Below are 24229 nucleotides of genomic sequence, written 5' to 3' on the forward strand. Positions count from 1 at the left end.
TCCATGTAAGCTCGGTCGCCGCATCCATGCGGCTCACGCCCCCGCACCCGGACCCACCCCGCCTTCGACAGATTCTCGCGATCTGTCGTTGATCCACACCATGCGTGGATGCTCCTCATTCGATTGTCGAAATATTCGATTTGTCTGGAGAATCATCCACGCATGGCGTGGATCTACCAGACATGAGAAATCTGTCAGAGGCGGGGCGGTGTCGGAGTGCGGGGTGTCAGCCGCATGGATGCGGCTGCCAAGCCTACATGGACGTACTTGCGGCGTCCCCGCACTCCGACACCGCCCCGCCACAACACGGAAATCGCACTTTGGCTGTTGCTGTTGCCGTTGCTTGAATGTTTCGGCGGGTGCAGGGCCGCAGGCCCTGCCGCCCAACCCCATTACTTGGCAGCAGCGATCTGCTTTTCGATGTCGGCGGCCGTCACCGGGCCGAGGAAGGTGTGCGCCAGCTTGCCCTGTGGATCCAGCAGGTGCGTCAGCGGCAGGCCGCGCGGCGTGGCGAAATCGGCCGGCGGATCGAACGGGTCCACGATCACGATCGGATAGGTGACCGGATGCTTGGTCAGGAACGACTGCATTTCCGGCACTTCGATGTCCTCATAGGCCAGGCCGACCACTTCGATGTTGCTGCGCATCGCATGCAGCGCCGACAACTCCGGCATCTCCTTGCGGCACGGGGCACACCAGGTCGCCCAGAAGTTCACCACCACCCACTTGCCGCGGCGCGCGGCCAGGTCGTAGTCGCTGCCATCCACCGCCTTCATCTTCAGCGTCGGGAACTCGGCGGTGGTGCGCTCGGCCGGGGTTTCCTCGACCGGTGCCGGTGCGGTCGGCGTCGGTGCCTGCGCCGGCGGTTGGCTGCTGGCCGGCGTCGGCTCCTGGGCCGGCTTGCAGGCCGACAGTGCCAGCAGCAGGGCCAGCGGGAGCAGCAACGGGGTCTTGCGGGTCATGGCATGTCTCCAGAGTCGGTATAGATATCGCTGACCTTGCGCTTCAGGCGTTCACGCAGGGGCAGTCGCAGATCATCCAGCGCCGCCAATGCGGCACGGCCCAGGCTGTCGTCGCGATACGGCAGATGCTGCTCGGCTACCGGAATGCGCAACTGGGTACATTCGTAAAGATCGGCAAGGCTGACCTGGTCCAGGTCGCGCGAGAGCAGCCATTCGCCGCGTTCATCGCGGCGCAGCAGGCCGATCTCCTGCAGGTTGCAGGCCAGGTCCTGCAGCAGCGAATCGGTCAGCATCGGCTCCAGCCGCAGGATTTCATCGTCGGCCAGGCCCTTGCCCTTGGCACGGGCGTGGTGGAAGCGGCCGAGCAGGCGCAGCAGGCCATAGAACTCGTAGCCCTGCGGCAGGCGCAGTTCCACCGGCTGGTAGCGGAAGGCCGCCATCGACGAAGACAACGATGCGCCCAGCAGCACCGCCACCCAGCACAGGTAGATCCACAGCAGCAGGATCGGCACGAAGGCCACCGTGCCATACAGCTTCTGGTAGGACTGGAAGCTGCCCAGGTAGGCGCCGATACCCCACTTCACCAGCTCCAGGATCACCGCGGCCAGAATGGCGCCAGGCACTGCATGCCGCCACTTCACCGTGTGGTGCGGCACCACCCGGAACATCAGCGTGATGCAGACGAACTCGATCAGGATCGGCGCCAGCCGCAGTGCCAGTTCGGCCAGCCAGCGGCCCTCCTGGGTGCCGAACAGCGGCATCGCGAACACCCGCGCCGACACCGCCAGCGAAGCCGCCGCGAGCATCGCGCCCAGCGTCAGTACAGTCCAGTAGACCAGGAAGCGGGTCAGCTTGGGCCGGGTCGAGCCGACCCGCCAGATCTGGTTGAAGGTTTCTTCAACACTGTTGAGCGTGATCAGCAGCGACACCACCAGCGCGATGAAGCCGGCGGCGGTGAGCTGACCGGCACTGGCCGAGAACTGCCGCAGGTAGCCCTCGGCCGCGCGCGCGGCATTGGGCACGAAGTTGGAGAAGACGTAATCGCTGAGCTGGTCGCTCCAGCGGTCGAAGACGGGGAAGGCCGACAGCACGCCGAACACCACGATCGCCAGCGGTACCAGCGCGAACACCGTGGTGTAGGCCAGCGCCGCCGCTGCCTGGAACAGGCGGTCGTCGAGGAAGCGATGCCACAGGAAGCGGCCGAAACTGATGGCCCGTGCGCGATCCCGCGCGCGCTCCATCCACAGGTTGAGCGTATCCAAAGGTTCCATCGGTGGAAGGGTACCCGATGCGGAATGCTGGCAGGATAGCCATACTGGCGACCACACGACGAGGAGAAGCGGGCACGATGGGCGAGATTCTGGTGCTGTACTACAGCCGGGGCGGTTCGGTGGCACGGCTGGCGCGCCAGATCGCGCGGGGCATTGGCGAAGTGCCGGGCATGAGCGCGCGCCTGCGCACGGTGCCGCCAGTGGCCGCCGTGACCCAGACCGCGCAGCCGCCGGTACCCGACGACGGCGCCCCCTATGTGAGCGTGCAGGACCTGGTGGAATGCCAGGGCCTGCTGCTCGGCAGCCCGACCCGCTTCGGCAACATGGCAGCCCCGGTCAAGCACTTCCTGGATGGACTGGGCGCCGAATGGGTCAATGGCACCCTGTCCGGCAAGCCGGCCGGCGTGTTCACCTCCACCGCCTCGATGCACGGCGGGCAGGAATCGACCCTGCTGTCGATGCAGGTGCCGCTGCTGCACCATGGCTGCGTGATCGTCGGCATCCCGTTCACCGAACCGGCGTTGAGCCACACCACCAGCGGCGGCACGCCCTATGGCGCCAGCCACGTGGCCGGTGCCGCCGATGACCCGCAGCCGACCGACGACGAGGCCGTGCTGGCCCGCGCGCTGGGCCGCCGGGTGGCCGACATCGCGCAGCGGTTGGCCCGATGAGCCGCCCGCCGCGCACGGTCCTGCTGCTGGCCCTGATGGGGCTGGCCGCGCTGTTCGCCGGCTGGTTCATCAATGACAAGCACTGGCTGGCCACCCAGCTGGTGTTCACCGCGCCGCCGCTGGCGCTGGCCTTTGCGCTGCGCCTGGGCTGGCGCAAGGCCGGGTTCTGGGCCTCGGTGCTGGCGCTGGGCTGGTTCAGCCACGGCGTGATGAGCGCCTGGAGCCACCCGGAGACGCGCTGGCTGGCGCTGATCGAAATCGCCCTGGCCTTGCTGGTGATCTTCAGCGCCAGCCTGCCGGGGCTGCGCGCCCGCTTCGGCAAGCGACGCTGACGCTGCGCCCGCCGGGCCGTATCATCTGTGTCCCTGGCCCCGCGCCGCTGTACCTGTCCTGGTTTCGCGCATGCACATGATGGAAGAGCTCCTGGTCGTCACCACCGGTGGCACGATCGACAAGATCTACTTCGACGACAAGTCGGACTACCAGATCGGCGACCCCCAGATCGGCATGATCCTGCGCGAGCTGGGCGTGACGTTCCGCTTCAACGTGATTCCGATCCTGCGCAAGGATTCGCTGCACATCAACGATGAAGACCGCGAACTGATCCGCGCCACCATCGCCGCGCAGCCGACCCGCCACGTGCTGGTGACCCACGGCACCGACTCGATGGTGCAGACCGGCAAGGTGCTGGCGACGATCCCGGACAAGACCATCGTGATGACCGGCGCGCTCAGCCCGGCGCGGTTCCGTGGGTCGGATGCGGAGTTCAACATCGGCTGCGCGATCGGTGCGGTGCAGTCGCTGCCGAGCGGCGTATACATCGCCATGAACGGTCGTATCTTCGATCCGCAGCACGTGCGCAAGAACGTGGCCGCGAACCGCTTCGAGTCGGTCTGAGGAACAGCGTGCCGACCAAGGTCGGCACCCACCAAAGCGCTGCCCCTGCAAAGCCGGCACCTGCTTAAAGAGAAAACGCCCCGGCCTGAGCCGGGGCGTGCCCATGGAGAGGGGCTTGGGCTCAGTACTGGGCGTTGAGGGTCAGGCCCGAGAAGGTGCTGTAGGCCTTCACCCGCACATACCAGGTGCCAGCGGCAGGACTGTTGATGGTGCAGGTCTCGCTGTTGCCGCTCAGGTACGGACGGCAGGTGTAGGTGGTATCGGTCGGGGCACTGCCCTGGCGCACATACAGGTCGGCATCACCGCTGCCGCCACTGATCGCGACGCGCAGCTGGGTGCTGCCGGCCGGAACCGCGACGGTGTAGTTCAGCTCGGCACCGGTCGCAGCGCCCAGGCCGGTCACCGGCACGTTGTTCTGCAGCACGTTGCCACCCGGGTTCGGGTTGCCGCCACCGTTGATCGCCGCGGCCACGGCGGCATTGGCGTCGATGATGCCGGCGCCGCAACCACCCGAGCAGGCGCCCGGCAGCGGACGTGCCGTGCTCTTGATGATGCTCTCGACCTGCGCCGGGCTCAGCGGGCTCGGAGCGACCGACTGCATCAGCGCGACCACGCCGGCCACGTGCGGCGCCGCCATCGAGGTGCCGTTGTACGACGCGTAGGTCGCGCTGCCCGGCGTGGTGGTGCCGGTGTTGAGGGTGGACAGGATGCTCTGGCCCGGTGCCGAGATGTCGATGCCGGTACCGTAGTTGGAGAAGCTGGCACGTGCACCGGCCGAGGTGGTCGCCGCCACCGCGATCACGTTCGGGCAGTTGGCCGGCACCGACGAGGACACGTTGGTGTTGCTGTTGCCGGCGGCGACCACCACGGTGGTGCCACGGCCGACCGCGCCGTTGATCGCGTTCTGGTAGGTGGTCGAGCAGCTGCCACCGCCGCCCAGCGAGAGGTTGATGACTTCGGCCGGATTGGCGTTGGCCGGTACGCCGCTGACGGTGCCACCGGACGCCCACACGATCGCATCGGCGATGTCGGAGGTGTAGCCGCCGCACTTGCCGAGCACGCGCACCGGCACGACCTTGGCATTGAACGCGGTACCTGCCACGCCGGTACTGTTGTTGGTCACCGCCGCCACGGTGCCGGCAACGTGGGTGCCGTGCCAGCTGGAGTTGGAGGCCGGGATGCCCGAGCCACACTCGTTGGCGCCGTACCAGTCGCCTTCGTCGTTCGGATTGTTGTCGCGGCCGCCGCCATCACGCGCCATCGCGGCGTCGCTGATGAAGTCATAGCCCGGCAGGATGTTGGCGTTGAGATCGGCATGGTTGGTGATGCCGGTATCGATCACGGCCACCACCACGCCGGTGCCGGTGGCCTTGTCCCAGGCCGGCCGGATGTTGATGCCGGCATTTGAGGTGCCGAAGCCCCATTGCTCGCTGAAGCGGGTGTCGTTCGGGGTCAGCGTCGCGCGCATGATCTGGTCGACTTCGACGTATTCCACGTTCGGGTCGGCGGCCAGCTTGCGCATCAGCAGTTCGGATTCGGCCTGGTCGAGCGGACGGTCGGTCTTGACCAGGGTCGGGCCGACGGCCAGCTTGCGGACCTGCTGCAGGCCCAGCGCGCGGCCCTGGCTGCTGGCCAGGCCGGCGGCGGCCGTCTTCAGCGACGAAGCCAGCGCAGTAGTGTTGGCCACGGCGGCGCTGCCGTCGCGGTACTTGACGATGAAGCGCTGGTGCGTCGGCGCGGACTGCAGGCCGCTGAGCTGGACATCACCGGCCAGCGCAGGCGTGGCCAGCAGCAGCGATGACAGAACGGACGCACCAAGGACCACCCACACTCGACGCACACGCGGTTGCGTTACCTGGGACATCGTATTTCCCTTTCTTGTGGTGTGAATGCCGGAATCGGCAGAAGCACCGGCCCGAACCCTGGGCTGGCTTGCATTGGCGAGGTTCGAAGTCCGGTGAGTCAGCGGATCCCCCTAACGATCCGCCGTGCACATGACGCTAATGGCCGAAACCGGACACCACAAGATTTTCAGCGTCTTTTCAGCAAGATGAAATGTTCGTTCTGAGACTTTTCGGGTCGAGGGTTTGTGAAGGTGAAGGAACTTTCTCGTGTCCTGCACAGACCTGACTGGGCCGTCACGTGTCCCGGAATGACTATGCCGACATCGGCGTTCGCTGATTCGGGGTCAGATCCCTTTTCCCATGGAAAAGGGATCTGACCCCAGGCCGATAACGCAGAAAGCCCGTCACGGGGGACGGGCTTTCCGGAAGCGCAGTCGAGCGTGGCTAGACGCTACAGTTCAGCGTGGGCGATCAGCCCAGCTTGACCAGCCAGTTGTGGCGGTCCGGCAAGCGGCCGTACTGGATGTCGGTCAGTTCCTTGCGCAGCGACATGGTCACTTCGCCGGCCGGGGCGTTGATGTCGCCCACCGAGAAGCCCTCGCCCTTCAGCTGGCCGATCGGGGTGACCACCGCGGCGGTGCCGCAGGCGAACACTTCGGCGATCTCGCCGGAGGCCACGCCCTGCTTCCACTCGTCGATGCTGACCTTGCGCTCTTCGACCTTCATGCCGCGGTCGCGGGCCAGCTGCAGGATGCTCTCGCGGGTGATGCCCTCGAGGATGCTGCCCGACAGTTCCGGGGTCACCAGCGTGCCGTCCCTGTAGACCAGGAACACGTTCATGCCACCCAGTTCTTCCAGGTACTTGCCTTCGACCGGGTCGAGGAACAGCACCTGCGAGCAGCCCTGCGCCTGCGCCTTCTGCTGCGGCAGCAGCGACGCCGCATAGTTGCCACCGCACTTGGCGGCACCGGTGCCGCCCTTGGCCGCACGCGCGTATTCGGTGGACAGCCAGATCGACACCGGGGCAACGCCCTTGGCGAAGTACGGGCCGGCCGGGCTGGCGATGACGTAGTAGCCGGCCTTGTGCGCGCCGCGCACGCCGAGGAAGGCTTCGTCGCCGATCATGAACGGACGGAAGTACAGGCTGGACTCATCGGCCGACGGCACCCAGTCACTGTCGACCGCGATCAGCTGCTTCAGCGATTCGACGAAGATCTCCACCGGCAGTTCCGGCAGCGCCAGGCGCTGCGCCGAACGCTGCAGGCGACGGCCGTTGGCATCCGGACGGAAAGTCCAGATCGAGCCATCGGCATGGCGGTAGGCCTTGATGCCTTCGAAGATTTCCTGGCCGTAGTGCAGCACCGCCGCGGCCGGATCCAGCTGCAACGGGCCGTAGGCACGCACGTTGGCGTTGTGCCAGCCGGCATCCTTGTCCCAGCGCACTTCCACCATGTGATCGGTGAAGTGCAGGCCGAAGCCCGGCTTCTCCAGGATCTTGGCGCGCTCTTCAGCGCTGCGCGGGTGGTCCGAACGGGTAACGGCGAAGCTGGGGATGGACTGGGACACCGGAGGATTCCTGTTCTGGTTGCGGGTAGTGCCGGGCCCGCGTCACTGCGGGCCCTGGGTCAAAGCATGCCGGTCTCGAGCCGGGCCGCCTCGGACATCATGTGCTGGTTCCACGGCGGGTCGAACACCAGGTCGACGTCGGCCTCGGCCACCGTCGGGATCATTTCAAGCTTGCTGCGCACGTCGTCGACCAGGATGTCGCCCATCCCACAGCCCGGTGCGGTCAGGGTCATCTTCACGTCGATCTCGCGCTGGCCTTCGTCCAGGTGCTTGATCTCGACCTCGTAGACCAGGCCCAGTTCGACGATGTTCACCGGAATTTCCGGGTCGAAGCAGGTGCGCAGCTGCTGCCACACCAGCTGTTCCACCTGTTCATCAGTGGCGTCGGCCGGCAGTTCCAGCGGTGCCGGTGCCTCCTTGCCGATGGCGTCGCCGTCCTTGCCGGCGATGCGGAACAGGTTGCCCTCGACGAACACCGAATAACTGCCGCCCAGCGCCTGGGTGATGTACCCATAGCTGCCGGCGGGCAGGGTCACGGTATCGCCCTGCGGGACCATCACGGCCTCGCAATCGCGCTCGAAGTGGACAGGTTCGCTGCTACGGGAATACATGGGGACCGATATGGGGCCGTGGCCGGGGCCACGCAAGACGGCATTCTAGCCCAGCCGCTCCGGCACCGCCGGTGCACCGCCGCAAACCACAGTATCCTGTGGGTGATCTTCAGGGAGCTTCGATGTCCTCCAATGCCGCGCGTGCCAGGACCGTGACCTGGCTTTGGCCCATCATGCTGCTGCTGGGCCTGGTTGTTGCTCCCCTTGCCTGGATGGTGCTGGCGCTGATGACCGGCCGGCAGGTCGGCTGGATGGCGGTACTGACCGCCCTGGAACTGGTGTTCATGCTGCGCATGGGTACGCTCGGCCCGGGCCGGCTGCGCATCGTGCTGGTCGTGGTGGGCACCCTGCTGGTGGCCGCCGTGGCCAACTGGACCATCGCCAGCGCCTGGATGGGCGGCTCGATCGGGCTGGACCTGTGGGACGCCACGATGCGGATGGGCCCGCGCCTGGCCTGGACCCTGATCACCCTGGCCAATGGCGCGGTGGAGTGGCTGTGGCTGGCCGTGGCCGTGGCCGTAGGCGCCTGGCTGGCGCGCTGAGCGCGCCGGTTGCCACGCCCGCCGGGGACATGCAGGTAGATCCACGGATGCGTGGATGGGATGGTAGTGCCGGCCGCTGGCCGGCAAACGCGTGCGGACCAGGGCCCGCACCTACCCGATGCAGCGGCCACACGCGCATGCGGTAGTGCCGGCCGCTGGCCGGCAAAGGGGTCAGAGCCCATTCCTGCGGAAAGGGATCCGCCCCCGGTCCTCAATGCCCGCCGTCGAGCGCCTTCAACTCGCTGACCAGCGAGGCTGCCGCTTCGGCACCGTCGCCATACAGCATGCGGGTGTTGTCGGCGTAGAACAGCGCATTCTCGATGCCCGCGAAGCCCGTGCCCTTGCCGCGCTTGATCACCACCACGTTGCGCGCATTGACCACGTCCAGCACAGGCATGCCGTAGATCGGGCTGGCCGGATCGGTTCGTGCGACCGGATTGACCACGTCGTTGGCGCCGATCACCAGCACCACGTCGGTGTTGGCGAACTCCGGGTTGATGTCGTCCATGTCCGCGATCAGGTCGTAGGGCACGCCCGCTTCGGCCAGCAGCACGTTCATGTGCCCCGGCATGCGCCCCGCCACCGGGTGGATCGCGAACTTCACCTTGACCCCGCGCTGGCCCAGCCGCTGCGCCAGTTCCCATATCTTGTGCTGCGCCTGCGCCACGGCCATGCCGTAGCCGGGCACGATCACCACGCGCTCGGCGAAGGCCATCATCGCGGCGACGTCAGCCGCTTCGATCGGCTTCTGCGAGCCGCTGATCGCCTGCGCTTCGCCACCAGCACCACCGCCGAAGTTGGAGAACAGCACGTTGCGGATCGGCCGGTTCATCGCCTTGGCCATCAGCCGGGTCAGCAGGATGCCCGCCGCGCCGACCATCATGCCGGCGATGATCAATGCTTCGTTGCCCAGCACGTAACCTTCGAACGACACCGCCAGGCCGGTGAACGCGTTGTACAGCGAGATCACCACCGGCATGTCGGCGCCACCGATCGGCAGCGTCATCAGCACGCCCAGCGCCAGCGCAAGTACGAAGAAGGCAACGATCGCCCAAGTGCTGAGCGTGCTGGCGGCGATGATCGCCAGTACCACCACCGCCAGCGCCACGAGCAGGTTCATCACCTGCTGGCCCGGCCAGGTCACGCGCTTGTCCAGGCGTCCATCCAGCTTGGCCCAGGCGATCACCGAGCCGGACAGCGACACCGCGCCGATCGCTGCGCCGACCACCGCCAGCAGCAGCACCGTGCCCGACGGCTGGCGCGCGGCCAGATCGGCCAGCGCCTGTGCGCTCCAGTGGCTGGTATCGCGGTTGGCAAGGAAGGCGTAGCGCAGCAGCTCCACCGCGCCGATCGCCGCCGCCGATCCACCGCCCATGCCGTTGTACAGCGCCACCATCTGCGGCATGTCGGTGATGGCAACCTTGCCGGCCGACCACCAGGCCAGGCCCGCGCCCAGCAGCAGCGCCACCAGGATCAGCGGCACGTTGTGCAGTTCGGGAAGCAAGAAAGTGGCCGCCGTGGCCAGCAGCATGCCCAGCCCGGCCCAGCGGATGCCGCTGCGCGCGGTCAGTGGCGAGGCCATGCGCTGCAGGCCCAGCAGGAACAGCGTGGCGGCGACGAGGTAGCTGGCCTTGACCAGCCAGTCGAGCAGTTCGACGGTGCTGATGTTCAAGCCTGCGGCTCCTTCGGCTCGTCCTTGCCGGCCTTGGGCGCGCTCGGCTTGAACATTTCCAGCATGCGCGCGGTGACCACGTAGCCACCGGCGGCATTGCCGGCACCCAGCACCACGGCGAGGAAGCCCAGGGCCTTCTCCAACGGTGTCTGTGCGTGCCCCAGCACCACCATCGCGCCGATCAGCACGATGCCGTGGATGAAATTGGAGCCCGACATCAGCGGGGTATGCAGGATTACCGGCACCCGCGAAATGATCACGTGGCCGGCGATGGCGGCCAGCATGAAGATGTACAGCGCTACGAACCCGTCACTCACTGGCAACGCTCCCGCTCTGTCTTCGTCGGCCCATCATAACCATGGGCTGAACCCGGCGTGCACCCGGCGTCAACCGAAGCGGCGCTCACGCGTTGTCGATGGTGACCCCGAGCGAGGAACCGTACCCTGTGCTGGTGAGCAGCCCCGTCCCCCCGAGCGCCGAGACCGATGCCCTGCCGGCATCGCTGGAAGCGTTCCTGGCCAGTGTTGGCCCGCGTGCGTTCCGCTTCGCCGAGGCCGGCCTGCGCCAGCGCGAAGACGCCATGGACGCGGTGCAGGACGCGCTGCTGCGCATGCTGGACTACGCCGACAAGCCGGCAGCCGAATGGGCGCCGCTGTTCTGGAGCATCCTGCGCCGGCGCGTGATCGACGTGCAGCGCCGGCGCCGCTTCCGCCTGCCGTTCTGGCGCGACAACCAGGACGCGGAAGGCGGCGAGATCGACTGGGCCGATCCCGGCCCGGACCCGGCACAGGCGCACGAACAGCGCCAGCAGTACCAGCAGCTGGTGGACGCGTTGCGCCGCCTGCCCGCCCGCCAGCGCGAGGCCTTCACCCTGCGCGTGCTGCAGGACCTGGACGGGGCCACCACCGCCCGCGCCATGGGCTGCAGCGAAGGCGCGGTAAAAACCCATCTGGCACGCGCCCGGCAGGCGCTGCAGGACTACCTGGAGATCCACCCGTGAACCGCTCCCTGCCTTCCGATGACACCCTGCGCAGCCTGCACGCGCAGTCGCTGCACGCGCTGTCGCCGGCCACACTGGCACGCCTGCGCCAGGCCCGACACGGCGCCAGCGCGACCCGGCACGGGCGCCTGCGCTGGTGGCTGGCCAGCGCCTGTTCACTGGTGGTGGCGCTGGGTATCGGCCTGCAGTTCACTGGCCATGGCACGCTGACGGGCCCCGCGCCGGCACCTGTGCTGGCCTCGGTGGAAGACAACAGCGCGCTCTACGACGAAAATCCCGATCTGTACCTGTGGCTGGGCGATACCGACCTGGCGATGGAGTGAATCATGTCCCGACTGCACACCCTGCCCCTGCTGATGACCCTGTTGCTGCTGCCGGCCCTCCCGGCGCTGGCGCAGAGCGCCGCCCCCGCCCCTGCGGCACGCCCTGCGCCGGCCACGCCGCTGCCGGCCTGGGAACAGTTGAGCGAAGCGCAGCGGGAATCGCTGCTGGCGCCACTGCGCGACCGCTGGAACAGCGCCGATGCCGGCCAGCGCCAGCGCATGCTCTCGCATGGCCAGCGCTGGCAGACGATGAGCCCGGAGGAGCGCGACAAGGCCCGCCGTGGCCTGCGCCGCTTCGAGCACATGAGCCCGGAACAGCGTGAGCAGGCCCGGGCCCTGTTCGGCCAGATGCGGGAACTGCCGCCCGCGCAGCGCGATGCACTGCGCGAGCGCTGGTCGCAGATGACGCCGGAACAACGCAAGGACTGGGTGCGCGACAACCCACCGCCGGCGAAGCCGCGCTGAAACGCCGCGGGGAACGGGGTCAGAGCCCTTTGCTGAGGCAAAGGGATCCGCCCCCTGGCAGATTCCGGGAACCAGGGTCAGATCCCTTTGCCAGAGGCAAAGGGATCTGACCCCATGTCGTTCATGCCTGCCAGCGTGTCTTCGCCAGCAGCTCGTCGTCCCAGTCGAACGCCAGCTGCCCCTCGCGCACGAACAGCGCGACGAAGTTGAGCAGGTTGCGCGCATACATCTCGCTGGCCTGGGTCGCGCCCCGGCTGGCCAGGCCCAGCGGGCCGTCGATGGTCACGCCCTGATGCTCGATGCACTGCCCCGGTTGGGTCAGTGCGCAGTTGCCGCCGCTCTCGGCAGCCAGGTCCACGATCACGCTGCCGGTGGCCATGCCTTCCACCATCGCGGCAGTCACGATCGTCGGCGCCGGTCGCCCCGGTACCGCTGCGGTGCAGATCACCACATCCACGCTGCGCAGGTGGTCGGCCAGGCGGCGCTGCTGCTCGGCACGCTCTTCATCGGTCAACGCGCGCGCGTACCCGCCTTCGCCCGCCGCGCTCACCCCCAGGTCGAGGAAGCGCGCGCCCAGCGACTGGATCTGCTCGCGGGTTTCCGGACGCACGTCGAAACCTTCCACCTGTGCACCGAGACGCCGGGCAGTGGCAATGGCCTGCAGCCCCGCCACGCCGGCACCGATCACCAGCACCTTGGCCGGACGCACGGTGCCGGCAGCGGTGGTCAACATCGGGAAGAACCGTGGTGCGCGTTCGGCGGCGATCAGCGCGGCCTTGTAACCGGCCATGCCGGCCTGCGAACTGAGCACGTCCATCGCCTGCGCACGGGTGGTGCGCGGCAGCTGCTGCAGCGGGAACAGGTGCAGGCGGTCATCGGCAGCCAGTGCCGTCAGGCCCGGATCACTGGCCGGGGTCAACAGGCCAACCACGGTGGCACCCGGCTTGAGCTGTTCAAGCACCGCCGCCGGCGGCGCCTGCACGCACAACAGGATGTCGATTTCGGCCCAGCGGCCGGCGTCGAATGCGCGGGCACCGGCATCGTCATAGGCTGCATCGGTGAAACCTGCGGCCAGACCGGCACCGGCCTCGTACCAGACGGTAATGCCGAGGGCGCCGAGCTTGCGCGCGGTTTCCGGCGTCAGCGCCACGCGCCGTTCGCCCGGCGCGGTCTCCTTGATCCCCAGCAACGCCACGGCCATGCAGGTCCCCGCTGATCGGTGAGTTTTCCCGATCCTAGCAGGCGGCTCCACTCAGTGCAGCGTGGCGCTGCCCGGGTCCAGCCGATCGATCACACCCTGCATCGCGCTGTCGAACGCACCGTCATCCACATGGGCGCGCAGACGTCCCAGCCGCACCATCACCGCCAGTTCCTCCGGCGAGGCCACGCAGAAGCGCACGCCGCGACGGTTGACGAACAGCAGTCGCGAGGAAATCGGGCTGACCCAGGACAGCTTGCCGGCCTGCACCTTGCCGTCCTTGTCGACGAAGTCCAGCCAGTTGCCGATCTCCATGCGACGGAAGCGATCGGCGTCGGCATTGTCGAAATCATCGGCATCGATCTGCCCGCCCAGCTCGACCGCCGGCGATTCGGCCACCGGCGGGGCCGGTAGTGCCACCTGCGGCAGTTCCGGCAGCGCGCGTTGCAGTTCCGGCCGCGATTCGGCAATGCCCTGCAGGGTGTCATGCAGGGCATCGATGGCGCCGGTGGCGGCGTCGCCATGCACGCCCACGCTGGCGAACACCTTGGCCAGCACCGGCTGCCAGGCCTGCAGCCACGGCTTGCCGACGATCTGGCGGCGGGCCTCGGCAACTTCCTCCAGCAGCCCGTCGCCCAGGCTCAGCGCTTCGGCCACCGATGCGCCCTCCTCGCCCTCGCGCAGCAGCGCCAGGGTCAGGTGGTGCTGCCATGGCTGGCGCAGGAATTCAGCGATGGCCGGCGGCAGGGTGGCATCACCAATGCGGCGGTCCAGCTCGGCACCGGCACGGGTACGGGCCATTTCCAGCTTTTCCTGGCCACGCTGCGTTTCGGCGGCGCGACGCTCGGCGATTTCCACGCGGCGACGATGCTGCACGAGGAACTCGCGGAATTCTTCTTCCAGGGTCAGGAAGATCGCCAGGTTCTCGTTGAACTCGGCGACCAGGCGCTCGATGATCTCCTCGACCTTGGCCATCAGCATGCGCTCGGCCTGGCTTTCGCCGGTGTTGCCTTCGCAGGCCTCGGCCAGCGAGTTGAGCAGCTTGCGCGCCGGATGGGTCTTCTGCACGAACATGCGGCGGTCGAGCATGGCGACCTTGACGAACGGCACCACCAGGCGGCCGATCAACTCGCGGGAGCGGCCTTCCAGTTCGCGCTCGTCCAGCATCACGTCGAACAGCATGCCCACCAGGTCGATCGCATCCTCGTCCTGCGGGTCCAGCCGGGTCTGGCCCGGGTCGACACCGAGACGGGTGGCGCTGGACAGCACTTCGCTCTTCAACCGCTGCGCGAGTGATTCGCCGTCCTCGCCGATCGCTGCACGCAGGGTCGCACTGGGCGTGGCCTGCAGCAGCGACAGCACCGACATCATCTCGCGCTGGCTGAGCGGACGCTGCTGGCCGATCGCCACCTGTGCGGCCGACGTCGCGTCCTCGCGCACGTGGCGGGTCTGCTGCAGCAGTTCGTGCAGCGCCTCCAGCAGCATGCCCTGCTGGCCCGCATGGGCCTCGGCGGTGCCGCTGCCTTCGGCGCCCAGGTGCTGCTGCATGTGGCCACGCCGCTCGGACCAGCGTGCGGCAAAGCGCTGCGCCCAGGCCGGCGCGGCCTGCTCGTCATCACCGAATTCGCCGTCCAGGCCCGAGCCCGGGCGCTGCTCCACCAGGTCATCCAGGCCCGAGGCCATGCGCGGGTCGGGCGCGGCCGACGGTGGACGCCGCGGCGCCCCCATCTGCGACATCACCCCGGCCGCGGCCAGTTGCTCGTCCAGCTTCTCGTAGATGCGACCCACCGGCGCGCGCAGGTCACGCTCGCACAGCTTGATCAGCACCAGGTGCACTTCCGGGGCCAGTTCACAGCCGGCAAAGGCTTCGTGGATGGCCACGCCCAGGTGTTCGGGGCTGATGGGATTATGGTCGGCATCCAGTTCGGCGCCACCGACCAGACGGCCCAGGCGACGGTCGAGCCGCGCCAGCACCGGCTTGAAGTCACGCAGCAGCACCGTAGCGAAATTGCGCACCGCCAGCCGCGACTCCAGCACGTGCTCGGCCAGCAGGCTCAAGCCATCCTCGGCTGGGCCGGACAGCGTCGATTCGGCCGACATGGGCTCACCACTGGCCAGCGCATCCCAGGCCCGCTGCAGGTGGCCAGAGAAGGCACCGGCAATGTCCTCGCGGCGGCGGCGCAGTTCGCGCATCGCATCCAGGAACAGCAGCTGCGACGAACCGGCATTGCCGGCCCGGTCGAACAGGGCATCGTCGAAGCGCGCCAGTGCCGCGCCAAAGGCCTGGCACAGCGCGGGCAGGACCATGTCCCGGGCACGCTGGAGCTGGGCCGGGTCACGGCCCGGCGATCCCATCGGTGTGGGCGCGCTCATCATTCGGGAAGGCTCCCCACCTTCTCTGGTACGACAGACAACGTGGACATCGCGACAACCGGCACACCCCATGTACCGGTACGTCGATGGTAGGCCGGCCAGCCCGTCACGGACAGTGAAACAGTCCTCACTTCAAACCTCATGACCGGCGGCCCGGCAAGGTAGATATCGTAAGCCGTGCAAGGCCTGCGAGGCGAGGGGAAGCGGCCGCCCGTTTCCCGCCAGTGGCATGACGTTCATCACAGTTTGGTATTCAAAGGCCAGACGCGACACAGACGGTGTCTTTGACCACCCCGACTATAATCAAACCTTCGTGATGACCGGTTCAGACTCCATGCCCGATCCCGCCGCCCTGCTCGCCCTGGATGCCCGCCGCTCAGTGCCTTCGCGGCAACTGGCCGAGCCCGGCCCGGACCCGGCCACCCTGCAGCGGATGCTGGCTTCGGCAGTGCGCGTGCCCGATCACGGCAAGCGCGTACCGTTCCGCTTCCTGAAGATCGCTGGCGATGCACGTCACACTCTGGGCGACTTCCTGGCCGAGCGCAGCCGCCAACGCGACCCGCATGCGGGCGAGGCCGTGTTCGAGAAGGATCGCCAGCGTTTCAGCCATGCGCCACTGGTGATCGTGGTGGTGGCCAGCCCGCGCCCGGACCCGAAGGTCCCCGAACAGGAGCAGCTGATGACCGCCGGCTGCGTCTGCTTCGCCCTGCTGCAGGCCGCACAGGCGCTGGGCTTCGGCGCGCAGTGGCTGACCGCCTGGATGGCCTTCGACCCCGCCGTGCACGCCTACCTGGGCCTGGCCGAGGGCGAAGGCATCGCCGGTTTCATCCATATCGGCACGCCGAAGGCCGCCGTGCCAGAGCGCGAGCGTCCGGACCCTGCCACCCTGCTGCGCGACTGGACGCCTCCGGCATGACCCTGCCGGTACCACCGCCGTCGCTGTACCTGGTCGACGCCAGCATCTATGTGTTCCGCGCGTGGCATTCCCTGCCCGACCAGTTCCAGGACGCGCAGGGCTGGCCGACCAACGCCGTGCACGGCTTCGCCCGCTTCCTGCTGGACCTGCTCGAGCGCGAACGCCCGCGTCACATCGCCATCGCCTTCGACGAAGCGCTGGACAGTGGCTTCCGCCACCGCCTGTACCCCGCCTACAAGGCCAACCGCGACCCGGCGCCGGAGGCGCTCAAGCGCCAGTTCGTGCACTGCAAGGCGCTGTGCGCGGCGTTGGGCCTGGCGGTGCTGGCGCACCACGAGTACGAGGCTGACGACCTGATCGGAAGCGCCCTGCATGTGCATCGTGGCAGCCACCGCGGCGTGATCATCTCCGCCGACAAGGACCTGTCGCAGCTGCTGCTGGATCACGACGAGCAGTGGGACTACGCACGCAACCAGCGCTGGAACGTGGCCGGAGTGAAGGCGCGGCACGGCGTGCACGCGCACCAGATTGCCGACTACCTGGCGCTGTGCGGCGATGCGGTGGACAACATTCCCGGTATCAGTGGCGTCGGCAGCAAGTCCGCCGCCGTGCTGCTGGCCCATTTCGGCAGCATGGATGCACTGTACGAACGCCTGGACGAAGTGCCTTTCCTGCGCCTGCGCGGCGCCGCCCAGATGGCGGTGCGCCTGCGCGAGCAGCGCGAGCACGCCCAGCTCTGGCGCCAGCTGACCACCATCGCGCTGGACGCGCCACTGGAAGGCAGCCAGCCCGGCCTGCTGCGCCAGGCGGCCGATCCCGAGCTGCTCGGCGGCCTGTGCCAGACCCTGCGCTTCGGCCCGATGACCCGCCGCCGGCTGTTCGATGCCGCCGGCGTGCCCGATATTCTTCCCACCCACAGCGAGCCCGCATGAGCCAGCGCAACACCGAAGCCCCGCGTGTCGTCTATGAAGGCAAGTACCAGCGCATGCTGGTGCGCGGCACCTGGGAATACAGCGAACGTACCCACGCCGGTGGCCTGGCCGCGATCATCATCGCCGTCACCCCCGAGGACAAGGTGCTGTTCGTAGAGCAGTTCCGCGTGCCGCTGCAGGCACCCACCATCGAGATGCCGGCCGGCCTGGTCGGGGACATCCACGCCGGCGAATCGATCGAAGTCTCGGCCGTGCGCGAACTGGAAGAAGAAACCGGCTGGACCGCCGATCACGCCGAAGTGCTGCTGATCGGCCCGACCTCTTCCGGCGCCAGCAGCGAGAAGATCGCCTTCGTGCGCGCGACCGGCCTGCGCCGCGTTGGCGAGGGCGGTGGTGACGACAGCGAAGACATCATCGTGCACGAGATTCCGCGCAGTGAGGCAGCGGCCTGGCTGGTGCAGAAGATGGGCGAAGGCTACGAGCTGGACGCCAAGCTCTGGGCCGGGCTGTGGATGATCGAGCATCACCTGGACGGACGCCCGCGTGGCTGACGCCGACCTGCATGCGCTGCCGGCGCTGCTCGGCGCCGACGACCCAGCGATCTACACCCTCCACCGGCCGCATGGCGCCTCGCCGTACCTGCTGCTGGCCGATCATGCCGGCCAGCAGGTGCCGCGTGTCCTCGCAGGCCTGGGCTTGCCGCAGGCCGAACTGGACCGCCATATCGGCTGGGACATCGGCATTGCCGGCACCACCCGCGCACTGTCCGAACGGCTGGATGCCTGGGCCATCGAACAGACCTATTCGCGGCTGCTGATCGACTGCAACCGCCCGCTGGCCTCGCCGACGCTGATTCCGGAGGTGAGCGACCACACCGTGGTGCCGGGCAATGCCGGGCTGTCGGCGGCACAGCGGCAGCAGCGTATCGATGCGATCCACGCGCCCTACCACGCGCGCATCGACGCGGAACTGGATGCGCGCCGAGATGCCGGCCGCCCCACCCTGCTGGTGATGATGCACAGCTTCACTCCGGCGATGAACGGCGCGCAGCGACCGTGGCATGCCGGCGTGCTGTACCACCAGGACACGCGCTTCGCCCATGCCTTGCTGCAGGCACTGCGCGACGAAGGCGACCTGGTGGTCGGTGACAACGAACCGTATTCGGTGAGCAGCACCAGCGACTACGCGGTGCCGGTGCATGGCGAAGGCCGCGGGCTGGTGCACGTGGAACTGGAGATCCGCCAGGACCTGATCGCCGATGTGGCTGGGCAGCAGGCGTGGGCGGAGCGGCTGGCGCGGATCTTCAGCGCATTGCAGCCGCAGTTGCTGGCGTTCGGTTGAACGCGCGTGGATCCATTCCGGATCGGTAGTGCCGGCCGCTGGCCGGCAACCTCAGGGTAGTTGGATCATTGCATTGCCGGCCAGCGGCCGGCACTACCGCAGGCGTGGCACATCCACCACCCACGCCAGCGCCTTCAATCATGCCTCGCTGACCGGGCAGACGGTGGCGGCCGATTCGACCGGCGCCGGGCGCAGGCCCAGCGCGATCACCACGCCGAGCGCGGCGAACAACGCGGCGCCGTACTGTGCATTGACCATGCCCTGCAGGGCGTCGGCACTGGTTGCGGCCTGCGTGCCCCGCGCGGCGTTGGCCACCATCACCAGCACCGCCAGTCCCAACGCGCCGCCGATCTGCTGGGCGGTGGCCGCCATGCCGGACGCGACGCCTTGCTGCGGACCGGGCACGCCCTGCCCGGCCACGATCCACATCGCTGTCCAGCTCATGCCCTGGCCGATGCTGAGCACCACGATGCCCGGCAGCAGCGGCCAGTAGCTGGCACCGTGCGGCATCGCCAGCGCCACCGCGGCAATGCCGATGGCACCGGCGGCGAAGCCCCAGGCCAGTACCTGCCGTGGCGAACGGCGCCGCAGCATGCGTTCGGCAATACGGATGCCGAAGGTGCACACCAACGTCGGCAGCAGGAAGGCCATGCCGGCCTGCAGCGGGCTCCAGCCATAGCCATCCTGGAAGTAGAGCGCCAGGAAGTAGTACTGCACGCCATAGCTGCTCATGAAGGCGAAGGTCAGGCCGAGTGCCGCGCGCAGGCCCGACAGGCGCAACAGCGAAAACTGCATCAGCGGGTCACGGCTGCGTTTTTCGATCTGTACGAACACCGTCAACAGCACGGCTGAAAGCAGCAGGCAGATCAGCGTGGCTGGTGCCGTCCAGCCCCACTCCGGTCCTTGCACCAGGGTGGTGACCAGCAGGCTGCCGCCGGCGGTGACAGTGAGGCAACCGGCCAGATCGAATGAACGGCCCTGCACCCGTGGACCATCGGACGGCAACCACGCACCGGCTGCGACCGCGCACGCCGTGGCCAGCGGCACGATCACCGCCAGCACCGCCGGCCAGCCGAACGCCTGGGTCAGCACGCCGCCGAGCAGCGTGCCCAGCGCCAGGCCGACCGCGCTGGCCATGCTCCAGATCGCCAGCGCGCGGTTGCGCACCGGGCCTTCGGCGTACAGCGTGTTGATCAGTGCCAGCGTGGCGGGGAACAGCAACGCGGCACCGACGCCCTGCGCGGCGCGCGCGATGATCAGCCAGGTCGCATTCGGCGCCAGTGCGCCAAGCAGCGACGCCAGTGCGAACAGCAGCATGCCCAGCCGGTAGAAACGGCGACGGCCGATCAGGTCGGCGGCGCGGCCGCCCAGCAGCAGGCTGCCACCGAACGCCACGGTGTAGGCACTGACCACCCACTGCAGCTGCTGCGCGTTGATCTGCAGCGCGCGGCCCATGTCATGCAGGGCGACGAAGATGATGGTGGCGTCCAGCGCGATGATCAGCTGCGCGGTGGCCAGCAGGGTCAACGCCCAGCGCGGGTATTTGAGGGGAGGCATCGGCGGTCTGGATCGATGGGGGAGCGCAGTCTCATTGATGCGACCGAATCAATAAACCCCCTGCCCACCATTTCTGTCATGATTTTCCGCATGAATGCAGCCTCGATGGACCTCAATGCGGTGCGCATGCTGGTGCAGGTGGCCGAAGCGCGCAGTTTCACCGTGGCCGCCGGCCAACTCGGCCTGAGCCAGTCCGGCCTGTCGCGCGCGATCGGGCGGCTGGAAGCCACGCTGGGGGTAAAGCTGCTGCAGCGGAACACCCGCAACGTGGCGTTGACCCCGGATGGCCGCCAGTTCGTGGAACAGGTGGCACCGCTGCTGGCCGGCCTGGACGATGCCGAGCGGCAACTGGCCGACCGCCCGTGCACGCCCTCGGGTACGTTGAAGATCAGTGCGCCGTCGATGTTCGGGCGCAAGGTGCTGGTGCCGATGCTGGCGCCATTGCTGGAACAGCATCCGCAACTGCAGGTGGAAGCCGTGCTCAGCGACCGCCTGGTCGATCTGGTCGAGGAAGGCTTCGATGCCGCGCTGCGCACCGGCGTCATCGCCGACCAGCGCATCGTCGCGCGGCCATTGCGGCCGCTGCGCTGGGTGACGGTGGCCAGCCCCGCTTATCTGGCCCGCTGTGGCGCACCGGACGATGTGGCCGCGCTGCAGGATCATGCTTGCCTGGCGGTGCGCAACCTGCGCAGTGGCCGGCTGGTGGACTGGCAGTTCCTGCAGGACGGGCAACTGCGCGAGTTCACGCCGCCGACGCGGATGGTGTTCGACAGCGGCGATCCGCTGGTGGAAGCGGCCATCGCTGGCATCGGCATCGTGCAGGTGATGGATTTCGCGGTGGCTGATGCCTTGGCCGACGGCCGCCTGCAGCGCGTGCTGCAGCCTTTCGAAGGCCGCAGCCGCGCGCTGTCACTGATCTACCCGCCGTCGCGCCAGCATTCGCCGAAGCTGCAGGTGCTGGCCGACGCGTTGCTGGCCGGGGATTGGTAGCGCCGGCCACTGACCGGCGTCTGCAGGAATCCACCCGTTTCAGGTTTGCCGGCCAGCGGCCGGCACTACCAGGCTGTGGTAGATCCACGCCATGCGTGGATGAGGGTTGGTAGCGTCGCGCATCGCCCGGCGCTACCGGTGCGGCGTTGCCGGCCAGCGGCCGGCACTACCAGGCTGTGGTCGATCCACGCCATGCGTGGATGAGGGTTGATAGCGCCGCGCATGACCCGGCGCTACCGGTGCGGCGTTGCCGGCCAGCGGCCGGCACTACCGATCAGGCGAAGCTATCGGTAGCGCGTACCAGCGCGTCCACGTTCTCGGCCTCGAACGCAGAGTGGCCCGAGGCCGGGGTGATTTCCAGCTTCGCCTTCGGCCAGACCTTGGTCAGGTCCCAGGCGTTGGCCAGCGGGCAGACCACGTCGTAGCGGCCGTGCACGATCACGCCGGGAATATCGGCGATGCGGTGCGCGTCGCGCAGCAGCTGGTCTTCCACCTCGAAGAAGCCGCCGTTGACGAAGTAGTGGTTCTCGATGCGGGCAAACGCCAGCGCGAAGTGCGGGTCTTCGTGGCTGTTGATGAAGTCATCATCGACATGCAGGAAGCTGGTCGCGCCTTCCCAGACCGCCCAGGCCTTGGCCGCTTCCAGGCGGGTGGTTTCGTCGTCGCTGGTCAGGCGGCGGTGGAAGGCCGAGATCAGGTCATGGCGCTCCACCGACGGGATCGGCTTCAGGTAATGCTCCCACGCATCCGGGAACAGGCGGTTGGCGCCTTCCTGGTAGAACCATTCCAGTTCCCAGCGACGCAGCATGAAGATGCCGCGCAGGACCAGTTCGGTCACGCGCTGCGGATGGGTTTCGGCATAGGCCAGCGCCAGGGTCGAACCCCAGCTGCCGCCGAACACCTGCCAGCGATCGACCTTGAGGTGCTCGCGCAGTTTTTCGATATCGGCAACAAGGTCCCAGGTGGTGTTGTCCACCAGGTCGGCGTGCGGGGTGGAACGGCCGGCACCGCGCTGGTCGAACAGGATGATGCGGTACTTGGACGGGTCGTGGAACTGGCGCATCTTGTCGCTGCAGCCACCGCCCGGGCCACCGTGCAGCATCACCACCGGCTTGCCGTCCGGGTTGCCGCACTGCTCGAAGTACAGCGTGTGGCGGTCGTCGACCTTCAGGGTGCCGACGTCATAGGGGGTGATGGCGGGGTACAGCGTACGCATGCTTGCAGCTCCAGGGTGATGCCCTGCTGTGGCAGGAGAACCTCCATTCTAGGCCGGACGCCGGCCCAGGGTGATGCGGTCGCGTTGCTCCAGATCCTGCACGGTCTGCACCTCGGCAAAACCCGCCGCGTCGAACAGCGCGCGGATCGCCTCGCCCTGGTCCCAACCGTGCTCGATCAGCAGCCAGCCGCCGGGCAGCAGGTGGGCCTGGCCACCGTCGACGATGCGGCGGATGTCATCCAGGCCATCCGGACCCGAGGCGAGTGCGGTGGCCGGCTCGAAGCGCAGGTCACCCTGCTCCAGATGCGGATCGTCGCTGGCGATGTACGGCGGGTTGCTGGCAATCAGATCAAGACGCGCGCCCTGCAGCGGCGCATACCAGTCGTGCCCGCCTTCGGCGAAGCGGACGTTGCGCAGATCATGGCGGGCGGCATTGCGCGCGGCCACGGCCAGCGCGCCCGGGCTGGCGTCGGTGGCCAGCACCTGCGCCTGCGGCCGTTCGCTGGCCAGTGCCAGTGCAATCGCACCACTGCCGGTGCCCAGGTCGGCCAGCTGCAGCGACTGGTCTGGCGGCAGGCGCTCCAGCGCCAGCTCGACCAGCAGCTCGGTTTCCGGACGCGGGATCAGCGTGGCCGGGTCGACCTCCAGGTCCAGCGTCCAGAATCCGCGACGGCCGGTCAGGTAGGCCACCGGCTCACCGGCCACGCGGCGGGCCAGCAACGCCTCGAAGGCGGCCTGGTCATTGGCGGCCAGCGGATCGGTGGCGTGGGCGAACAGCCAGCTGCGCGGGCGGTCCAGTACGTGAAGCAGCAGCAGTTCAGCCTCGTGGCGGGCTTCGATGCCGCCGAGACGGGCACTGGCCTCGGCCACGATCTGGCGCAGGGTGGGTTCGGTTTGGAAAGACATTCCGCAATTGTAGAGCCGTGCCCATGCTCGGCTGCTTCTGGAACAGCGGAGCATGGGCTCGGTTCCAGAGATCCGCAGTCGAGCGTGGCTCGACACTACAAAAAGCTGCAATCCGTTCAGGTTCTGCCGGAGGGAATAAGGAGGGGCTATCGGCCCCTTTTCGCGCCTCCGGGAGATTTCCCTTGTCACACAGCCAGTTGCAGGATGGGAGCGGCAAGGTTCAGTGCCTGCTCATGGCCAAATGATAGACTTCATCTATCAAATAGATGCAATCAATGGATTGTTCTTATCGCCAGCGAGTCGGTAACCTAGCTCCTGTCGATTCACCCACTCCCCTTCACCAGAGGAAAAACGATGTCCCTGATCAACACCCAGATCCAGCCGTTCGAAGCCAACGCTTACCACAATGGCGAGTTCATCAAGGTTTCCGACGCCAGCCTGAAGGGCCAGTGGTCCGTCCTGATCTTCATGCCGGCCGCCTTCACCTTCAACTGCCCGACCGAGATCGAAGACGCGGCTGACCATTACGCCGAGTTCAAGAAGGCTGGCGCCGAGGTCTACATCGTCACCACCGATACCCACTTCTCGCACAAGGTGTGGCACGAAACCTCGCCGGCCGTCGGCAAGGCCCAGTTCCCGCTGGTCGGCGACCCGACCCACCAGCTGACCAACGCCTTCGGCGTGCACATTCCGGAAGAAGGCCTGGCCCTGCGTGGCACCTTCATCATCAACCCGGAAGGCGTGATCAAGACCCTGGAGATCCACTCCAACGAGATCGCCCGTGACGTTTCCGAGACCCTGCGCAAGCTGAAGGCTGCCCAGTTCACCGCCGCCAACCCGAACCAGGTCTGCCCGGCCAAGTGGAAGGAAGGCGAGAAGACCCTGACCCCGTCGCTGGACCTGGTCGGCAAGATCTAACGCAGTACCGGCCTGCCGTGGCCCCACGCCACGGCGCGCCCATCATCCCCATGCCGGT

General features: G+C 67.7%; 25 protein-coding genes. 13 read left to right on the forward strand and 12 right to left on the reverse strand.

All coding sequences use genetic code 11. The annotated features are described in order from the left end of the window. Positions 1-392: 392 nt before the first annotated feature. Both H4O10_RS18930 and H4O10_RS18935 read right to left on the reverse strand, forming a co-directional pair. Positions 393-962, reverse strand: coding sequence for a TlpA disulfide reductase family protein (locus H4O10_RS18930; protein WP_049453185.1), 570 nt, complete (start codon positions 960-962; stop codon positions 393-395). Then, positions 959-2233: a YihY family inner membrane protein gene (locus H4O10_RS18935; protein ID WP_005408182.1), complete on the reverse strand. Its 1275-nt coding sequence runs from the start codon at positions 2231-2233 to the stop codon at positions 959-961. Before H4O10_RS18935 ends, H4O10_RS18930 begins: the two co-directional genes overlap by 4 nt. Before the next feature lie 77 nt (positions 2234-2310). Here H4O10_RS18935 and wrbA point away from each other — a divergent pair, with 77 nt between their 5' ends. The 3 genes from wrbA to H4O10_RS18950 all read left to right on the forward strand — a co-directional run bounded on the left by wrbA (position 2311) and on the right by H4O10_RS18950 (position 3801). Then, complete coding sequence (wrbA, locus tag H4O10_RS18940) at positions 2311-2904, forward strand: NAD(P)H:quinone oxidoreductase (protein ID WP_005408181.1); 594 nt, start codon at positions 2311-2313, stop codon at positions 2902-2904. Then, positions 2901-3236, forward strand: coding sequence for a DUF2069 domain-containing protein (locus H4O10_RS18945; RefSeq protein ID WP_005408180.1), 336 nt, complete (start codon positions 2901-2903; stop codon positions 3234-3236). Before wrbA ends, H4O10_RS18945 begins: the two co-directional genes overlap by 4 nt. A gap of 79 nt (positions 3237-3315) precedes the next feature. Next, positions 3316-3801: an asparaginase domain-containing protein gene (locus tag H4O10_RS18950; protein ID WP_010481766.1), complete on the forward strand. Its 486-nt coding sequence runs from the start codon at positions 3316-3318 to the stop codon at positions 3799-3801. Between the two features lie 121 nt (positions 3802-3922). Here the strand turns inward: H4O10_RS18950 and H4O10_RS18955 are convergent, their stop codons facing one another. The 3 genes from H4O10_RS18955 to sufT all read right to left on the reverse strand — a co-directional run bounded on the left by H4O10_RS18955 (position 3923) and on the right by sufT (position 7822). Continuing rightward, a complete protein-coding gene (locus H4O10_RS18955) occupies positions 3923-5665 on the reverse strand; it encodes a S8 family peptidase (RefSeq protein WP_005408178.1) in 1743 nt (580 codons plus the stop codon). 451 nt (positions 5666-6116) lie between these two features. After that, entirely contained in the window at positions 6117-7211 is a 1095-nt protein-coding gene (locus tag H4O10_RS18960; RefSeq protein ID WP_033834158.1) for a branched-chain amino acid aminotransferase, read from the reverse strand. Between the two features lie 59 nt (positions 7212-7270). Beyond that, positions 7271-7822, reverse strand: a complete 552-nt coding sequence (sufT, locus tag H4O10_RS18965; RefSeq protein WP_012479222.1) for a putative Fe-S cluster assembly protein SufT — start codon at positions 7820-7822, stop codon at positions 7271-7273. A gap of 122 nt (positions 7823-7944) precedes the next feature. Here sufT and H4O10_RS18970 point away from each other — a divergent pair, with 122 nt between their 5' ends. Beyond that, positions 7945-8364: a hypothetical protein gene (locus tag H4O10_RS18970; protein ID WP_033834160.1), complete on the forward strand. Its 420-nt coding sequence runs from the start codon at positions 7945-7947 to the stop codon at positions 8362-8364. Between the two features lie 211 nt (positions 8365-8575). On the opposite strand, the gene H4O10_RS18975 is transcribed toward H4O10_RS18970, so the two are convergent. After that, complete coding sequence (locus H4O10_RS18975) at positions 8576-10036, reverse strand: NAD(P)(+) transhydrogenase (Re/Si-specific) subunit beta (protein WP_005408174.1); 1461 nt, start codon at positions 10034-10036, stop codon at positions 8576-8578. Beyond that, positions 10033-10353, reverse strand: coding sequence for an NAD(P) transhydrogenase subunit alpha (locus H4O10_RS18980; RefSeq protein WP_033834162.1), 321 nt, complete (start codon positions 10351-10353; stop codon positions 10033-10035). Before H4O10_RS18980 ends, H4O10_RS18975 begins: the two co-directional genes overlap by 4 nt. A 98-nt stretch (positions 10354-10451) precedes the next feature. Between H4O10_RS18980 and H4O10_RS18985 the strand changes: the two genes are divergently transcribed. From H4O10_RS18985 to H4O10_RS18995, 3 genes are read left to right on the forward strand one after another with little or no spacing between them, the layout of a single operon-like run. Continuing rightward, positions 10452-11036 (forward strand): RNA polymerase sigma factor, encoded by a 585-nt coding sequence (locus H4O10_RS18985; RefSeq protein ID WP_005408172.1) that lies wholly within the window; start codon positions 10452-10454, stop codon positions 11034-11036. Beyond that, a complete protein-coding gene (locus H4O10_RS18990) occupies positions 11033-11359 on the forward strand; it encodes a hypothetical protein (protein ID WP_012479218.1) in 327 nt (108 codons plus the stop codon). Before H4O10_RS18985 ends, H4O10_RS18990 begins: the two co-directional genes overlap by 4 nt. 3 nt (positions 11360-11362) lie before the next feature. After that, positions 11363-11824: a DUF3106 domain-containing protein gene (locus H4O10_RS18995; RefSeq protein WP_012479217.1), complete on the forward strand. Its 462-nt coding sequence runs from the start codon at positions 11363-11365 to the stop codon at positions 11822-11824. A 121-nt stretch (positions 11825-11945) separates the two neighbouring features. On the opposite strand, the gene H4O10_RS19000 is transcribed toward H4O10_RS18995, so the two are convergent. Beyond that, positions 11946-13025, reverse strand: coding sequence for an NAD(P) transhydrogenase subunit alpha (locus tag H4O10_RS19000; protein ID WP_033834165.1), 1080 nt, complete (start codon positions 13023-13025; stop codon positions 11946-11948). A 51-nt stretch (positions 13026-13076) separates the two neighbouring features. Then, on the reverse strand, positions 13077-15398 hold the full coding sequence (locus tag H4O10_RS19005; RefSeq protein WP_033834166.1) for a DUF1631 domain-containing protein: 2322 nt from the start codon (positions 15396-15398) through the stop codon (positions 13077-13079). A 331-nt stretch (positions 15399-15729) separates the two neighbouring features. Between H4O10_RS19005 and H4O10_RS19010 the strand changes: the two genes are divergently transcribed. The 4 genes from H4O10_RS19010 to H4O10_RS19025 are packed head-to-tail and all read left to right on the forward strand — an operon-like array spanning position 15730 to position 18584. Further along, complete coding sequence (locus H4O10_RS19010) at positions 15730-16311, forward strand: nitroreductase (protein WP_005412319.1); 582 nt, start codon at positions 15730-15732, stop codon at positions 16309-16311. Further along, a complete protein-coding gene (locus H4O10_RS19015; RefSeq protein WP_005408166.1) occupies positions 16308-17243 on the forward strand; it encodes a 5'-3' exonuclease H3TH domain-containing protein in 936 nt (311 codons plus the stop codon). The genes H4O10_RS19010 and H4O10_RS19015 overlap by 4 nt, the downstream gene beginning before the upstream one ends. Then, entirely contained in the window at positions 17240-17794 is a 555-nt protein-coding gene (locus tag H4O10_RS19020; protein WP_005408165.1) for an NUDIX hydrolase, read from the forward strand. Before H4O10_RS19015 ends, H4O10_RS19020 begins: the two co-directional genes overlap by 4 nt. Then, positions 17787-18584 carry an N-formylglutamate amidohydrolase gene (locus tag H4O10_RS19025; RefSeq protein WP_049402841.1) on the forward strand — a complete coding sequence of 266 codons (798 nt, stop codon included), beginning with the start codon at positions 17787-17789 and terminating at the stop codon, positions 18582-18584. Before H4O10_RS19020 ends, H4O10_RS19025 begins: the two co-directional genes overlap by 8 nt. Before the next feature lie 138 nt (positions 18585-18722). Here H4O10_RS19025 and H4O10_RS19030 read toward each other — a convergent pair whose 3' ends face one another. Beyond that, entirely contained in the window at positions 18723-20141 is a 1419-nt protein-coding gene (locus H4O10_RS19030; RefSeq protein ID WP_049402842.1) for an MFS transporter, read from the reverse strand. A gap of 105 nt (positions 20142-20246) precedes the next feature. Here H4O10_RS19030 and H4O10_RS19035 point away from each other — a divergent pair, with 105 nt between their 5' ends. Then, complete coding sequence (locus H4O10_RS19035) at positions 20247-21131, forward strand: LysR family transcriptional regulator (protein ID WP_033834184.1); 885 nt, start codon at positions 20247-20249, stop codon at positions 21129-21131. A gap of 274 nt (positions 21132-21405) precedes the next feature. Here the strand turns inward: H4O10_RS19035 and pip are convergent, their stop codons facing one another. Continuing rightward, positions 21406-22347, reverse strand: coding sequence for a prolyl aminopeptidase (gene pip, locus H4O10_RS19040; RefSeq protein WP_014646006.1), 942 nt, complete (start codon positions 22345-22347; stop codon positions 21406-21408). 48 nt (positions 22348-22395) lie between these two features. Further along, positions 22396-23253 (reverse strand): peptide chain release factor N(5)-glutamine methyltransferase, encoded by an 858-nt coding sequence (gene prmC / locus H4O10_RS19045; protein ID WP_033834170.1) that lies wholly within the window; start codon positions 23251-23253, stop codon positions 22396-22398. A gap of 354 nt (positions 23254-23607) precedes the next feature. Here prmC and ahpC point away from each other — a divergent pair, with 354 nt between their 5' ends. After that, positions 23608-24171 carry an alkyl hydroperoxide reductase subunit C gene (gene ahpC / locus H4O10_RS19050; protein WP_005408159.1) on the forward strand — a complete coding sequence of 188 codons (564 nt, stop codon included), beginning with the start codon at positions 23608-23610 and terminating at the stop codon, positions 24169-24171. The last annotated feature ends 58 nt before the right edge of the window (positions 24172-24229 follow it).

The organism is Stenotrophomonas sp. I18B00994, assembly GCF_014145825.1.
Taxonomy (GTDB): domain Bacteria; phylum Pseudomonadota; class Gammaproteobacteria; order Xanthomonadales; family Xanthomonadaceae; genus Stenotrophomonas; species Stenotrophomonas maltophilia.

Coding starts and splice junctions, on each gene's coding strand:
- H4O10_RS18930 (WP_049453185.1), bottom strand. CDS start 962: ATGACCCGCAAGACCCCGTTGCTGCTCCCGCTGGCCCTGCTGCTGGCA.
- H4O10_RS18935 (WP_005408182.1), bottom strand. CDS start 2,233: ATGGAACCTTTGGATACGCTCAACCTGTGGATGGAGCGCGCGCGGGAT.
- wrbA (WP_005408181.1), top strand. CDS start 2,311: ATGGGCGAGATTCTGGTGCTGTACTACAGCCGGGGCGGTTCGGTGGCA.
- H4O10_RS18945 (WP_005408180.1), top strand. CDS start 2,901: ATGAGCCGCCCGCCGCGCACGGTCCTGCTGCTGGCCCTGATGGGGCTG.
- H4O10_RS18950 (WP_010481766.1), top strand. CDS start 3,316: ATGGAAGAGCTCCTGGTCGTCACCACCGGTGGCACGATCGACAAGATC.
- H4O10_RS18955 (WP_005408178.1), bottom strand. CDS start 5,665: ATGTCCCAGGTAACGCAACCGCGTGTGCGTCGAGTGTGGGTGGTCCTT.
- sufT (WP_012479222.1), bottom strand. CDS start 7,822: ATGTATTCCCGTAGCAGCGAACCTGTCCACTTCGAGCGCGATTGCGAG.
- H4O10_RS18970 (WP_033834160.1), top strand. CDS start 7,945: ATGTCCTCCAATGCCGCGCGTGCCAGGACCGTGACCTGGCTTTGGCCC.
- H4O10_RS18985 (WP_005408172.1), top strand. CDS start 10,452: ATGGTGACCCCGAGCGAGGAACCGTACCCTGTGCTGGTGAGCAGCCCC.
- H4O10_RS18995 (WP_012479217.1), top strand. CDS start 11,363: ATGTCCCGACTGCACACCCTGCCCCTGCTGATGACCCTGTTGCTGCTG.
- H4O10_RS19000 (WP_033834165.1), bottom strand. CDS start 13,025: ATGGCCGTGGCGTTGCTGGGGATCAAGGAGACCGCGCCGGGCGAACGG.
- H4O10_RS19005 (WP_033834166.1), bottom strand. CDS start 15,398: ATGATGAGCGCGCCCACACCGATGGGATCGCCGGGCCGTGACCCGGCC.
- H4O10_RS19010 (WP_005412319.1), top strand. CDS start 15,730: ATGCCCGATCCCGCCGCCCTGCTCGCCCTGGATGCCCGCCGCTCAGTG.
- H4O10_RS19015 (WP_005408166.1), top strand. CDS start 16,308: ATGACCCTGCCGGTACCACCGCCGTCGCTGTACCTGGTCGACGCCAGC.
- H4O10_RS19020 (WP_005408165.1), top strand. CDS start 17,240: ATGAGCCAGCGCAACACCGAAGCCCCGCGTGTCGTCTATGAAGGCAAG.
- H4O10_RS19030 (WP_049402842.1), bottom strand. CDS start 20,141: ATGCCTCCCCTCAAATACCCGCGCTGGGCGTTGACCCTGCTGGCCACC.
- H4O10_RS19035 (WP_033834184.1), top strand. CDS start 20,247: ATGGACCTCAATGCGGTGCGCATGCTGGTGCAGGTGGCCGAAGCGCGC.
- pip (WP_014646006.1), bottom strand. CDS start 22,347: ATGCGTACGCTGTACCCCGCCATCACCCCCTATGACGTCGGCACCCTG.
- prmC (WP_033834170.1), bottom strand. CDS start 23,253: ATGTCTTTCCAAACCGAACCCACCCTGCGCCAGATCGTGGCCGAGGCC.
- ahpC (WP_005408159.1), top strand. CDS start 23,608: ATGTCCCTGATCAACACCCAGATCCAGCCGTTCGAAGCCAACGCTTAC.